This window comes from Rhizobium leguminosarum (assembly GCF_001679785.1).
Lineage (GTDB): Bacteria > Pseudomonadota > Alphaproteobacteria > Rhizobiales > Rhizobiaceae > Rhizobium > Rhizobium leguminosarum_R.
Genome location: NZ_CP016286.1, coordinates 3,707,405 through 3,721,459 on the forward strand (window position 1 = coordinate 3,707,405; position 14,055 = coordinate 3,721,459).

At 61.5% G+C, this 14,055-nt stretch carries 12 protein-coding genes, 1 pseudogene and 1 riboswitch; of the genes and pseudogenes, 6 read left to right on the forward strand and 7 right to left on the reverse strand.

The genetic code is table 11. The features are described 5' to 3' along the window. Positions 1–109: 109 nt before the first annotated feature. From fdhF to soxR, 7 genes are all read right to left on the reverse strand, one after another. Complete coding sequence (gene fdhF / locus BA011_RS18165; protein WP_065281475.1) at positions 110–2,989, reverse strand: formate dehydrogenase subunit alpha; 2,880 nt, start codon at positions 2,987–2,989, stop codon at positions 110–112. 57 nt (positions 2,990–3,046) lie between these two features. Further along, complete coding sequence (locus BA011_RS18170) at positions 3,047–4,603, reverse strand: formate dehydrogenase beta subunit (protein ID WP_065281476.1); 1,557 nt, start codon at positions 4,601–4,603, stop codon at positions 3,047–3,049. Then, entirely contained in the window at positions 4,600–5,079 is a 480-nt protein-coding gene (locus BA011_RS18175) for a formate dehydrogenase subunit gamma (protein WP_018069026.1), read from the reverse strand. The genes BA011_RS18170 and BA011_RS18175 overlap by 4 nt, the downstream gene beginning before the upstream one ends. Positions 5,080–5,213: 134 nt before the next feature. After that, a complete protein-coding gene (locus BA011_RS18180) occupies positions 5,214–6,107 on the reverse strand; it encodes a LysR family transcriptional regulator (protein WP_003543441.1) in 894 nt (297 codons plus the stop codon). A 191-nt stretch (positions 6,108–6,298) separates the two neighbouring features. Next, complete coding sequence (locus tag BA011_RS18185) at positions 6,299–6,640, reverse strand: ArsR/SmtB family transcription factor (protein ID WP_065281477.1); 342 nt, start codon at positions 6,638–6,640, stop codon at positions 6,299–6,301. A gap of 231 nt (positions 6,641–6,871) precedes the next feature. After that, the gene (locus tag BA011_RS18190; RefSeq protein ID WP_065282590.1) at positions 6,872–7,642 is read right to left on the reverse strand and encodes an SDR family NAD(P)-dependent oxidoreductase; all 771 of its coding nucleotides are present in this window, start codon (positions 7,640–7,642) and stop codon (positions 6,872–6,874) included. Positions 7,643–7,753: 111 nt separating this feature from the next. After that, the gene (gene soxR / locus BA011_RS18195; protein ID WP_017962353.1) at positions 7,754–8,218 is read right to left on the reverse strand and encodes a redox-sensitive transcriptional activator SoxR; all 465 of its coding nucleotides are present in this window, start codon (positions 8,216–8,218) and stop codon (positions 7,754–7,756) included. An 83-nt stretch (positions 8,219–8,301) separates the two neighbouring features. On the opposite strand from soxR, the pseudogene BA011_RS18200 reads away from it, so the two are divergent. From BA011_RS18200 to BA011_RS18225, 6 genes and pseudogenes are all read left to right on the forward strand, one after another. Then, positions 8,302–8,897, forward strand: a pseudogene (locus tag BA011_RS18200) (NADPH-dependent FMN reductase). 244 nt (positions 8,898–9,141) lie between these two features. Further along, a riboswitch (TPP riboswitch) is annotated at positions 9,142–9,255 on the forward strand. After that, positions 9,246–9,878 carry a YkoF family thiamine/hydroxymethylpyrimidine-binding protein gene (locus tag BA011_RS18205; RefSeq protein WP_065281478.1) on the forward strand — a complete coding sequence of 211 codons (633 nt, stop codon included), beginning with the start codon at positions 9,246–9,248 and terminating at the stop codon, positions 9,876–9,878. It overlaps the preceding riboswitch by 10 nt. Positions 9,879–9,967: 89 nt before the next feature. Continuing rightward, positions 9,968–10,774, forward strand: coding sequence for an ABC transporter permease (locus tag BA011_RS18210; RefSeq protein WP_065281479.1), 807 nt, complete (start codon positions 9,968–9,970; stop codon positions 10,772–10,774). Beyond that, complete coding sequence (locus tag BA011_RS18215) at positions 10,771–11,577, forward strand: ABC transporter ATP-binding protein (RefSeq protein ID WP_065281480.1); 807 nt, start codon at positions 10,771–10,773, stop codon at positions 11,575–11,577. Before BA011_RS18210 ends, BA011_RS18215 begins: the two co-directional genes overlap by 4 nt. 68 nt (positions 11,578–11,645) lie before the next feature. Further along, positions 11,646–12,656: an ABC transporter substrate-binding protein gene (locus BA011_RS18220; RefSeq protein WP_065281481.1), complete on the forward strand. Its 1,011-nt coding sequence runs from the start codon at positions 11,646–11,648 to the stop codon at positions 12,654–12,656. Between the two features lie 123 nt (positions 12,657–12,779). Next, on the forward strand, positions 12,780–14,000 hold the full coding sequence (locus tag BA011_RS18225) for an acyltransferase family protein (protein ID WP_065281482.1): 1,221 nt from the start codon (positions 12,780–12,782) through the stop codon (positions 13,998–14,000). Positions 14,001–14,055 lie beyond the last annotated feature (55 nt).

The following is a 14,055-nucleotide window of genomic DNA, read 5'->3' on the forward strand; positions in this document are numbered from 1 at the left end:
GAACGAGCGAAAGCCAGGTCGCATTTGCCGAGCCGCCCCCTCATCCACCCTTCGGGCACCTTCTCCCCGAGGGGAGAAGGGGAAGCCACGCCAGACCGACCCCGCATCGTCACTCCGCAGCCTCGAGCTTGCTGGCGATGCGGCGCGATTGCCGCGCCTGCTCGTCATATTCCAGTTGCCATTCGCTCGGCCCGTTGGAGGGCGAGACCTGCACCGCCGTCACCTTATATTCCGGGCAGTTCGTCGCCCAGTCGGAGAAATCGGTGGTGATGACGTTCGCCTGCGTCGTGGGATGATGGAAGGTCGTATAGACGACACCCGGCGCGACGCGATCGGTGATCAGCGCCCTGAGCGTGGTGTCGCCGGAGCGGCTGCCGAGCCTGACCCAGTCGCCGTCGCGAACGCCGCGCTGCTCGGCATCGTGCGGATGGATTTCCAGCCGGTCTTCCGCATGCCAGACGACATTCTCGGTCCGCCGCGTCTGCGCCCCGACATTGTACTGGCTGAGGATGCGGCCGGTTGTCAGCAGCAGCGGGAAGCGCGGACCGGTGCGCTCGTCGGTCGCCACATATTCGGTGCGGATGAACTTGCCCTTGCCGCGCACGAAGCCGTTGACATGCATGATCGGCGAGCCGAGCGGGTTCTTCTCGTTGCAGGGCCACTGCACCGAGCCCATTTTGTCGAGATAGTCGTAGGAGACCATCGCGAAACTCGGCGTCGTCGCGGCGATCTCGTCCATGATCTCCGACGGATGGGTGTAATTCCAGTCGAGACCCATCGCCTGGGCAAGCTTCTGCGTCACTTCCCAGTCGCCATAGCCGTTGCGCGGCGACATCACCTTGCGCACGCGGTTGATGCGTCGCTCGGCATTGGTGAAGGTGCCGTCCTTCTCGAGGAAGGTCGAGCCCGGCAGGAAGACATGGGCGTAATTGGCGGTCTCGTTGAGGAACAGATCCTGCACGACGACAGATTCCATCGCCGCAAGCCCGGCCGCGACATGTTTGGTATCGGGATCGGACTGAAGGATGTCTTCGCCCTGGATGTAGATGCCCTTGAAGGAGCCGTCGACTGCTGCATCCAGCATGTTCGGAATACGCAGGCCCGGCTCGTTGTTGAGCTTCACGCCCCAGAGCTTTTCGAAGATATCGCGCGTCGCATCGTCGGAAATGTGCCGGTAGCCCGGCAGTTCGTGCGGGAAGGAACCCATGTCGCAGGAGCCCTGCACATTGTTCTGGCCGCGCAGCGGATTCACGCCGACGCCGGGACGGCCGATATTGCCGGTCGCCATCGCCAGGTTGGCGATCGCGATGACCGTGGTCGAGCCCTGGCTGTGTTCGGTAACGCCGAGGCCATAATAGATCGCGCCATTGCCGCCCTTGGCATAGAGCCTTGCCGCGCCGCGCAGATCCGCCGCCGACACGCCGGTGAAGATCTCGGTCTCTTCGGGACTGTGCTGCGGTTCGGCGACGAAGGCGGCCCAGTCCTCGAACTCCGACCAATCGCAACGCTCGCGGATGAACGCCTCGTCAAAGAGCCCTTCGGTGACGATCACATGCGCCAGCGCCGTCATGACCGCGACATTGGTGCCGGGCTTCAGCGGCAGGTGATAGGAAGCCTCGATATGCGGCGAGCGGACGATATCGGTGCGGCGCGGATCGATGACGATGAGCTTGGCGCCCTGGCGCAGCCGCTTCTTCAGCCGCGAGCCGAACACCGGATGCCCGTCGGTCGGATTGGCGCCGATGACGATGACGACGTCGGAATGCTCGACGCTGTCGAAATCCTGCGTGCCCGCCGACGTGCCGAAGGTCTGGCCGAGGCCGTAGCCGGTCGGCGAATGGCAGACGCGGGCGCAGGTATCGACATTGTTGTTGCCGAAGCCGGCCCGGATCAGCTTCTGCACCAGATACGTTTCCTCATTGGTGCAGCGCGACGAGGTGATGCCGCCAATCGCCTCGCGGCCGTATTGATACTGGATGCGGCGGAACTCCAACGCCACATGCGCGAAGGCCTCGTCCCAGCTCACTTCCCGCCAGGGATCGCTGAGCTTTTCGCGGATCATCGGATTGAGGATGCGGTCCTTGTGGGTGGAATAGCCGTAAGCGAAGCGGCCCTTGACGCAGGAATGGCCGCGATTGGCCTGGCCGTCCTTCCACGGCACCATGCGCACCAGTTCCTCGCCGCGCATTTCCGCCTTGAAGGAACAGCCGACGCCGCAATAGGCGCAGGTGGTGACAGCCGAATGCTCGGGCTGGCCGATCTGGATCACCGACTTCTCCGTCAGCGTCGCCGTCGGGCAGGCCTGGACGCAGGCGCCGCAAGAGACGCATTCGGAATCGATGAAATGCTCGTGCATGCCGGGCGAAACGCGCGAGCCGAAACCACGGCCCTCGATCGTCAGCGCGAAGGTCCCCTGCACTTCCTCGCAGGCGCGCACGCAGCGCGAACAGACGATGCATTTCGAGGGATCATAGGTGAAATAGGGATTGGACTCGTCCTTCGGCATCCATTTCAGATTGATGTCGCCATTGCTGCGCGCCTTGACGTGGTTGTCGCCCTCATAGCCGTAGCGCACATCGCGCAGGCCGACGGCACCCGCCATGTCCTGCAATTCGCAATCGCCGTTGGCCGCGCAGGTGAGACAGTCGAGCGGATGGTCGGAGATATAAAGTTCCATCACGCCGCGGCGGATATCCTTCAATCGCCCCGTCTGCGTGTGCACCACCATGTTTGCCGCCACCGGTGTCGTGCAGGAGGAGGGCGTGCCGTTGCGGCCCTCGATCTCGACGAGGCAGAGCCGGCAGGAGCCGAAAGCATCGACCATATCTGTGGCACAGAGCTTCGGCACCTTGATACCGGCCTCCATCGAGGCGCGCATGATCGAGGTGCCCTCCGGCACGCTGATCTGCTGTCCGTCGATGGTGAGCGTCACAATGGCCTCAGATTTCGAAGCCGGGGTACCGTAGTCGATTTCATGGATGAGAGACATGATGGGTCTCCTTGCTTGAGATGGTGAGGTCAGCGCAGGCGTTCCATGAAAAACGCGTCATTCCGCCGCCTCCACCAGAGGTGCCGGCGAAAAATCCTCTGGGAAATGCGTCATGGCGCTCATCACAGGATAGGGCGTGAACCCACCCAGCGCACAGAGCGAGCCGAACTTCATCGTGTTGCAGAGATCGGCAAGCAGCACCCGGTTCTTTTCCGGCTCGATGCCGCGAGCGATCTTGTCGGCCGTCTCCACGCCGCGCGTCGAGCCGATGCGGCAGGGCGTGCACTTGCCGCAGCTTTCGACGGCGCAGAATTCCATGGCGAAACGCGCCTGCTTCAGCATATCGGCCGTGTCGTCGAAGACGACGATGCCGGCATGGCCGATCAGTCCGTCTTTGGCGGCGAAGGATTCATATTCGAACGGCGTGTCGAACAGCGCCCGCGGGAAATAGGCGCCGAGCGGTCCGCCGACCTGCACGGCCTTGACCGGCCGTCCCGTCACTGTACCGCCACCGATCCTGTCGACGATATCTCCGAGCGAAAGACCGAAGGCCGTCTCAAAGAGGCCGCCATATCTGACATTGCCGGCAATCTGCAGCGGGATGGTGCCGCGTGAGCGGCCCATGCCGAAATCGCGATAGAAGGCCGCGCCCTTTTCCATGATGACGGGCACCGAAGCCAGCGAGATCACATTGTTGATGACGGTCGGACAGTTAAACAGCCCCTTATGCGCCGGCAGCGGCGGCTTGGCACGCACGATGCCGCGCTTGCCTTCGAGGCTGTTGAGCAGCGCCGTCTCCTCGCCGCAGACATAGGCGCCGGCGCCGGTGCGCACTTCGATATCGAAGGCGCGGCCAGAGCCGAGCACCGATGGTCCGAGAATACCGGCCTGGCGCGCAATGCCGACGGCCTCGGTCATGACAGAGATCGCATGCGGATATTCCGAACGCGTATAGATGAAACCCTTGGTCGCCCCGGTCGCGAGCCCTGATATCGCCATGCCCTCGATCAACACGAAGGGATCACCCTCCATGATCATCCGGTCGGCAAAGGTGCCGCTGTCGCCCTCATCGGCATTGCAGACGATATATTTGCGTTCGCCGGCGGCCTCGAGAACGGTCTTCCACTTGATGCCGGTGGGAAAGCCGGCACCGCCGCGGCCGCGCAAGCCGGAATCGGTGATTTCCTTGACGATATCGACTGGTGTCATCGAAATGGCGCGACGAAGGCCGGCAAGACCGCCATGCGCCTCGTAATCGCCAAGCGAAAGCGGATCGGTGACACCGCAGCGGGCGAAGGTCAGGCGGGTTTGTTCCTTGAGGAACGGGAGGTCTTCAACCTCCCCGAGACAGAGCCGATGCTCGCCTCCATCAATCATCCCGGCGTCGAACAGATCAGGCACATCCTTCGCCTTCACCGACCCGTAGCCGATGCGCTTGCCGGCAACCTCGACCTCGACCAACGGCTCCAGCCAGAACATTCCGCGCGAGCCGTTGCGCACGATCTCGGCATCGAAGCCGCGGGCGGCGATCTCCTGGGCAATCGCCTTTGCCACCTTTTCGGCTCCGAGCGCCAGCGCTGCGGCATCGCGCGGAACATATATCCTGACCGTCATCGGCGTGCCTCCGCGACGAGTTCCGCCGCCGTCTGATCGTCGACCCGGCCATAGACCTCGCCGTCGAGCATCGCCGCCGGCGCGCAGGCGCAGAGCCCCAGACAGTAGACCGGCTCCAGCGTCACGCCGCCATCGAGCGTCGTCTGATGAAAATCGATGCCGAGCAGCGCCTTGACGCGTTCGGCCAGCGCATCGCCGCCCATCGACTGACAGGCCTCGGCGCGACAGAGCTTCAGCACATGCCGGCCGGCGGGATGGTCGCGATAATCGTGATAGAAGGTCACCACGCCATGAACCTCGGCGCGGGAGAGGTTCAATTCCTCCGCGATAACAGGCATGGCTTCCTGCGGCACATAGCCGAATTCCTGCTGAACCTCGTGCAGAATGGGAAGCAGCGGCCCTTCGAGAAAGCGAAGATCGGCGACGATGGCTCGGGTGCGTGCTGCAATATCGCCTTCGGCGATATGAATGGTCATAAGGCAGCCCTCCCAGCGGCTTGCTCGTTGCGAAATAGCGGGCCTCCCCAGCCGAGTGCTATTCCGTCATCACCATCTCAGGGAAGCAGCCGGCGATCAATAAAGCTATCTTGTTGCTTGATAGGTTTTTTCTATCAAAGCTCTTCATCTTGCACGAGCACTCTCGCTTCATGCAGCAAGGCCGAGACAAGCGGCGTGAACGGCTCACGATAAGGCGCAACAAGACCGACCAGATGATGCGCCTCCGGCTCAACGATCGGGATCATGCGGATTTCCACAGGAAATCCGAAGGATTTGGCGACGTTGCGCGGCATGATGCTCGCCCAGCGTCCGGTCCTGACATGCGAGAACAGCACGATCATCGAGTTGGATTCGAGTGTCGGATGCGCCGTGGCGCCTGCTTCCGTCAAGTGGCGGTTGATGATCCGGCGGTTCTGCATGTCGGCAGTCAATAGACAAAGCCGAAGGTCGCCGATCTCCCGCCAGGTCACGTTGTCGCGATCGGATAGCGGGCTGCCGGCAGCCGTGATCAGATTATAGCGCTCGGCATAAAGGGGAACGGTCGTAACGCGGCCGAGCGGCTCGTTTTCGAGATAGGTGATGCCTGCATCGATTTCGAGGTTTTCGAGCATGCTCAGCACCTGCAGCGAATTCCGCGAGACGATCGAGAAAGTCACGCCGGGATGCCGCTCCTGAAAGGGCGTGGTGATGCGCGACAACATGGCAAGCGCGGTCGGAATGGCGGCGAGGCGGATGTGGCCGGAAAGGCCGCGGCGCGCGGCGCGCATCTCCTCGCGCATGGTGCGGGCATCCCCGACGATGCGCCGGGCCCATTCGAGCACGCGCTGTCCCTCCGGCGTCAGTCCCTGGAACCGCGAACCGCGCTGCACCAGCATGACACCAAGCTGATCTTCGAGCTGCCGGATGGCCGCCGAAAGCGTCGGCTGCGAGATCCCGCACTCCTCCGCGGCACGGCCAAAATGCTTTTCATTGGCAAGGGCGATGAAGAATTCCAGCTTGTCGATCATCCGGTCTCCCGATCCGGCGTGACATCATCCGGGTCAGTTCATCTTTGACGCAGCAGCCGTGCTCCGCAAGGGCGATCTCTAGATCAGGATGGTTTTAGGCCCGATCGGCCTAAAATCTGAATCCTGATCTAAATCAAAGAAATAGAGCATGATGTCGTCCGAAAACCGCGCACACTTTTCGGCATCATGCTCTAACTGTTTTCTGCAGCCGGGAAAAGATCGAACAGAGATTCGAGGAAGGCAAGCACGCTGACATTGCCGATGCTGTAATAGACCAGCCTGCCCTGGCGGCGCGTATAGACCAGGCCTTCTAGCCTTAATCGCGCCAGCTGCTGCGAGACCATTGCCTGCTGGATGCCGAGGATATTTTCGATCTCACCCACCGTCCGCTCCTCATTCGCCAATATGCAGAGGATCAGAAGTCGGGTCTGGTGCGCTAACGCTTTCAGCAGATCGCTCGCTTCATGGGCTTTTCCAGCGAGTTTGTGCAATTCCTGGCCGGACATCCCCGGCTCGGGTTTGGGCAACGGCATTCGGTATCTCGGAAGGGAGGCAATGAGGCAATGAGGCAATGAGGCAATGAGGCAATGAGGCAATGAGGCAATGAGGCAATGAGGCAATGAGGCAATGAGGCAATGAGGCAATGAGGCAATGAGGCAATGAGGCAATGAGGCAATGAGGCAATGAGGCAGATCAGCACAATAGCATATTCGCACAAGCGAATTGGTCAAAAGTGATGAAATGTCAAAAAAGGTCCAAACAAATCAGCAGATAAGCTGACCTCCATTGATCTCGATCACCTGTCCGGTGATGTAGCCCGAGAGCGAGGGAGCCGCCAGGAACAGATAGGCGGGAGCACAATCCTCCGCCGTGCCGAGCCGCTGCAGGGGGATGGATTTCCTCGTTTGCTCCAGCTTTTCGCGCGAGGAATAGCGCTCATGGAAATCCGTCTCGATCGTTCCCGGCGATACGCAATTGACGCGGATTCGGTCCGGTGCAAGCTCACGGGCAAGCGCCTTGGAATAGGTCGCAACGAAGGCTTTCGAAGCCGAATAAATCGACGAGCCAGGGCTGCCGCCGGTCAGCGCCGAAATCGAAACGGTGTTGACGATGGCAGCACCACTAGCGGCCTTCAATGCCGGCAGCAGCGCCCGCGTCAGCGCCACCACCGATGTCTGGTTAAGCCGCACGACCGCCTCATATTCTGCATCGGTGAGCGTGGTGGCGGGAAAACGACCAAGCATGGTGCCGGCATTGTTGACGAGCACATCGACCTTATCGAAGAAGGCGAGAACATCCTCGGCGAATTGCGCTGCCCCACCGACTGCAGAGAAATCGGCATTAAGCAGCAGCGCCCGTCTTTCGGATTCAGCCGTCAGCAGGAAATCCGGCAGGTCACGTCCCGGCTTGCGCCCGGTATGGACGATCACCTTCGCGCCGCAGTCCAGGAACTGCCGGGCCACTTCAAGGCCGATGCCGCGTCCGGCGCCGGTCACCACGACATTGCGATTTTCGAACAGTCTGGGATGGAACACGAAGCCGTCCTCCTCGCGGACAGTGCCGCCGGTTGTGTCATTCGCCCTTAACATATGAGCGCGCCGACTGAAAGAAAGGCGCGTATCGATCTTTCCTGGGGAGGACCGGGGTTAGTTTTCGGTCTCCAGAAGCCGCGCGCCCGGCCCTTCCTTGCCGAGCCGGTCGCAGGGATTGCGCAACGGACAGCTTTCGATCGACAGGCAGCCGCAGCCGATGCAGCCGGTCAGACGGTCGCGCAGCAGGCTAAGCCGCCTGATTCGCGCGTCGAGATCATCCTTCCACAGCGCCGACAGCGTCTGCCAGTCGGCGACGGTCGGCGTGCGTCCTTGCGGCAGGGACTCGAACGCTGCCTGGATTTCCGAAAGCGGAATGCCGACACGCTGCGCCACCTTGATGATGCCGAGCCGACGAAGCACATCGCGCCCATAGCGCCGCTGATTGCCGCGGGAGCGGATGCTCGAGATCAGCCCCTTGGTCTCGTAAAAATGCAGCGCCGAGACGGCGAGGCCGCTGCGCTCCGCCACTTCGCCGACCGTCAGGAGCTTGCCGAGCGGCGCTGCCGGGATTGTATCCATCGCCTCTTGACCTCAAGATTAGTTGAGGTTTTATAACCCTTGCTCCTGCAATCGTAAAGTCCAATCGCAATAAGGAGCGACGCATGCAAACACCCACCAGGCTGGCTGTCATCTATGGAAGTACGAGAGAGGGCCGCATCTGCGACCGGGTGGTCAAATGGCTGACGCAGGAACTCGTCCGCTTCCCGCAATTTGATATCGATATCATCGATCCATTGGATTTCGCGCTGCCGGCCAACCGTGACATGGCGCACCCCGAAATCGCCAGGCTCGCCAGCCGGCTTGGCATGGCCGACGCCTTCATCACCGTCACGCCGGAATACAATCACAGCTTCACCGCCTCGTTGAAGTCGATCATCGATTTCTTCTTCGAGCCCTGGCAGGGCAAGCCGGTCGCCTTTGTTTCCTATGGCGGCATATCCGGCGGCCTGCGCGCCGTCGAACAGCTGCGGCTGGTCTTTGCCGAACTCCACGCCGTCACCATCCGCGATTCGGTGAGCTTTGCCGCACCTTGGAACCGCTTCGATCCAGACGGACGACTCGATAATCCCGCCGATACAATGCGGTTGCTCGATCGGATGATGGCGAGGCGGAATGGTGGACGCAGGCGCTCGTCACCGCCCGCAGCAATCGTCCCTATGCCGAAATAGAGCGCTGCGCGTCTTTTCAGATGCGCTAAGGACGCTCTATCGCTTTGAATCTGCGCATAGTCCTTTCCGAAAATCGATTCCGATTTTCGGGGTTATGCGCTAGCCGCCTGAGCCAGATGGCTCCGGTTCCGTTCCCGGCAGGTACGGAACCATTGGGCACACCCGGGCAAATCCTCCGCCCGGGTGTTTTCCATCACGTTCTGCTCATTCCGACCGCACGGACGGGTTCGCAATTTTGCGGTTGCGGGGAGAAAACCCCGGTGATAGTTTCCGCGCAAATAACAGGGGAGCTCCGTATTGCCGGGGCTGAGATGTGAGGCGCAAGCCTCTGGACCCTTCAAAGCTGATCTGGGTAATGCCAGCGGAGCGAGGTTCAGATGTTCTCAGGCGCACAAGTGTCACTCTATCCGATGTCCGACAATTTCGTCGGCATCATTCTCGATGTCGTCAAGGCGCTGGATCCCTATCGCGACCGGCTGCGTATCGAGACCGATGACATCTCCACACTGCTGGTCGGCCCGCCTGACATTCTCTTCGCCGCCATGCATGATCTTTTCGTCGCCGCAGCAAAGACCGGCGAGCATTGCGTGCTGTCCGCTGCCGTTTCACGCGGCTGCCCCGGCGAGCCCGACGACGCCATCTGCGGCATCAACCCCTCCCTCGGCCAGGCGGAGCCGCTTGCCGAGCGCATAACAGCCGCACTTGCCGCCGTTGACATCACCACCGAGACCGGACAGCCGACCGCCGCGCAATTCTCGCTCTACGTCATGGGAACCGGTACCCATATGGACGAGATCTACGGCTGCATCGACTTCCTGAAGCGCTCCGGCACCTTCGACCGCGCCAAGAATTTCTGCAGCAGGCTCTCTGGCGACGCCGGTGCCGTCTTTGCTACCATTCGTGAGGCCTTCCTTCGCTTCGGCGACCCCGAGGGACATGTGACCCTCGACATCACGGTGTCCGCCAATACAGCGCCGCGCGTCTTTTCAGACGCGCAAAGGACGCTGTAACACTTTAAATTGCTGCATAATTTATCCTTAAATCGATTCCGATTTAAGGGATTATGCAGTGCCCGACGAAAGCTTGAAATCGAACGCTGATGATACCGTCAAACCCATCGGAATCGCGCCTTGCCGCGCTCCGCACCGCTCTCTACCGGGGCATACCCGCCTTGCTCGCCGGCTGCGCCTTTTTGGCGGCATGGGAGCTCTATGTCGATCTCTCCGGCATCAAACCGTCCATCCTGCCGGCGCCTTCGCGCATCGTCATCCAGGGCTGGCTGAACCGCGAGGGACTGATTGCCAATACCTGGCCCACGCTCGGCGCGACACTCGGAGGTTTCGCCCTGTCGCTGGCCTTCGCCTTTGCCGCCTCGATCCTCATGGATTTCGTGCCCTTCATGCGCCGGGCATTGCTGCCGATCTTCATCGCCAGCCAGACCCTGCCGCTGGTGGCGATCGCTCCCCTCGTCGTCCTCTGGTTCGGCTTCGGCCTGTTGCCGAAGATCCTGCTGGTGGCGCTCGTCACCTTCTTCCCGCTGCTCGTCGCCCTGCTGCAGGGCTATGAATCGACCGACCGCGACATCGCCGAATTGCTGAATTCGATGAAGGCGAGCCGCTGGCGCATTTTCCGTCTGGCACGGCTTCCCTCCTCGCTGCCCTATTTCTTCGCCGGCCTGCGGATCTCGATCACCTATGCTGTCGTCGGCGCGATCTTTGCCGAATATGCCGGCGCCGCCCGCGGTCTCGGCATCTATATCCTCAACGCCAAGAACAACTTCCGCCCCGATCTCGTACTCGCCGCCGTCGTCGTCAGCGCCGTGCTGACGCTCTGCCTCTTCGGGCTGACGCTGATGATCCAGCGCCTCGTCATGCCCTGGCAACAATCCGGGGAGCAGCGCCGATGAGCGATGCAATGATTGAGCTGCGCAACATCTCGAAGTCCTTCGACGGCATGAAGGTGCTGGGCGACATCTCGCTCGCTGTCGCAGACGGCGAGTTCGTTTCGATCGTCGGCCCATCCGGCTCCGGAAAATCGACGGTACTGAGATTGCTGACACAGGCGCTTCGGCCCGATTCCGGCACCATGCTTTTCAACGGCGCGCCGCTGGAACAGGCGCCACATTCCTTCGCCTTCATGCCGCAGCGCGATGCGCTGATGCCCTGGCGCCGGATCATCGACAATGCCGCACTCGGTCTCGAGGTGCGCGGCATGAGCCGCCGCGCGGCCCGCGCCGCCGTCGCGCCTTTGTTCGAGCGCTTCGGCCTCGCAGGCTTCGAGCATCACTATCCCTCCGAACTGTCAGGCGGCATGCGCCAGCGCGCCGCGCTGCTGCGCACCGTCGTCCAGACCCAGGACATGCTGCTGCTCGACGAGCCTTTCGGCGCGCTGGACGCGCTGACGCGCACGCAGATCCAGGAATGGCTGCAGGGCATGTGGACGGAACACCGCTGGACGGCGCTACTGATCACCCATGATGTTCGCGAGGCCGTGTTCCTCTCCGACCGGATCTACGTGCTTTCGGCCCGTCCGGCGCGTATTATCCGCGAATTCCGCGTTCCCCTGCCCCGTCCGAGAAGCATTGCCGATCTAGGCTCGCCGGCGGCCCAGGCGATCGAAACCGAAATCCTGCAAACCCTGCTTCATCCGCAAGAACAGGATGATTTTAGGCCGGTCGGCCTAAAATCTGAATCCTGTTCTAAGAGTTAGAGCATGATGTCGTCCGAAAACCACTCACACTTTTCGGCATCCTGCTCTAGAGACCTGAGGAGGTCACCATGCTGCTTCTCACCCGTCGCCAGACGATCTTCGCCGCCATCGCGGCAAGCCTCGCCGGCCACCCCGCCTTCGCCCAATCGGCGCCCGCAAAGGTTCGCATCGCGCTCGACTGGACGCCCAACACCAACCATATCGGCATCTATGTCGCCAAGGCGAAGGGCTTTTATGCCGATGCCGGGCTCGATGTCGAGATTCTTCCCTTCACCGATACCAGCGCCGGAACGCTGGTGTCGAACGGCGTTGCCGATTTCGGCATCAGCAGCGAGATCGAGACCCTGACGCAGCGCGCTGGCGGCGGTGACGTGAAGATGGTCTACGGCGTCGTCCAGACGGAAACCGCACGCCTGATCTTCAAGGGCGGACGCGACGACATCAAGAGCCCGAAAGACCTCGACGGCAAGACCTATGGCGGCTTTGGCGGCACCTGGGAGAGCGCGCTGATCTCCGCGATGATCCGCAATGACGGCGGCAAAGGCGACGTCAAGACCGTCACCCTCGGCACCTCCGCTTACGAGGCGCTGGACAATGGCTCGATCGATTTCACGCTGGAGATCTACACCTGGGAAGGCATCGCTGCCGAACTGGAAAACCGGAAGATCGGCCGCTTCCACTATTCCGATTATGGCATTCCCGACGAGCAGACGACGGTCATCGTCTCCAGCGACGCCTATCTCTCCGCAAGCCGGGAACACGCCCGCGCCTTCATCCAGGCGACACGAAAGGGTTATACCTACTCCGTCGACCATCCCGACGAAGCCTGCGACCTGCTGATCTCTGAAAGCAACGGCGCACTGATGAATACGGAACTGGTAAAGGCTTCTCAGAAGGCATTGATCGAGGGGCACTTTCTGAAATCCGAGGCCGGTGTGATCGGCAAGCTCGACCCGGCAAAAGCCGAGGCCCTCGGCAGCTTCCTGATGGAGAACGGTATTCTGGTCGATGCCAATGGCGCCGCACTCAAGGAGAAGCCGGACTTTTCCACCTATTATACCAACGAACTTCTCGACTGAGCCCAACGCCTGCCTTGCCCGTCGCGGCTTTCCGCTGCAAAGTCCGAGACCCCAGAGCATGATGTCGTCCGAAAACCGCTCACACTTTTCGGCATCATGCTCTGGGCAAGGTGGGGAGGCAGGATGCGACAACAGGAGAGACTGGCCGGAGCGGACTTTCTGCGCGCGACGGCCTGTCTGCTGGTGCTCGCCCACCACTTCGCGCTGCGGCTGGATATGCGCAGAATCCCCGACGAACTCGGACCGACCGCAAACGTCCTCCGCTTCGGCAATTTCGGCGTTGCCGTCTTCTTCGTGCTCAGCGGCTTTCTTCTTGCCCATCCCTTCTGGCGCGCGCTCGACGCGGGCAGCGACATGCCGAGCCTGCGGCACTACACGATCCGCAGGATGGCGCGCATCGCTCCGGGCTTCTGGTTCGCCGCCACCGTCGGCTTCGCGCTCAGCGTGACGCTGCTTGCCTTGCCGCTGACGCCTGAGTTTGTGCTCCGCTACGTCTCCGGGCTGCTGTTCATGAGCCAGTGGCACTGGCGCACCTTTTTTCCTGTCGAAGCCGACGGGCCGCTCTGGTCCATTCCCTTCGAGGTCACCAGCTATGTGCTCCTGCCGGTCTGCTTTCTCCTGCTGTTTCGTTTGCCTCTCCTGAGGCGTCGCCCGTTCCTCGCTCGCTTCGCATGGCTTTGCGTCATCACGGGCGTACTCCTCGCCCATGTGCTGATCCTGACCCTCTTTCCGCTCGACGACATCGAACGCGGCTGGCAGTACGGTCTGCAGGGCGGGGCGAAGGAGTGGATGCCGAGATATAATCCGATCGGCTTCTTCGCCGTCTTCGCGCTCGGCGCGCTTGCCGCCGGCGTCGAGGTCATGCTCCCAAGAAGGCGCTCCTCCTGGTTCGATGCCGCAGCGGTCCTGGCCCTCGCCATTGCCGGCTACCGCCTCGTCATATCGCCCGGCGGCTCCGCCGAAGCTTACGGCTGGCTCGAAATCCCCTACGGTTTTCCGGTCTTTCCGCTGGCGGTCGCAACGGCGCTCGTTTCGCTCAGTCATTCGCAACACCTGGGCAGGCTGCTCGACAATGCTCCGGTCCGCTATATCGCGAAGATCTCCTTCGGCATCTACATCTGGCAGGAGATCATCCTGATATTGATCCAGAGGCTCGATCCGAGTTCGTTCGGCGTTTCCTCGGAAAATGTCGTCACCGGCTGGCTGCAGTCTTGCGGATTGGCGGCAGCACTCATCCTTCTGGTCGCAAGCCTCAGCTACCACCTGCTGGAAAGACCGGCGATCGATTTCGGAAACCGGCTGACATCGCGTCAATCCAATCGGGCTACTCCTTTCAAAGTATAAGTTACGCATAAGCGCAACTACACGCATTAAGGTTAACGCGGAATACTCCCATTTT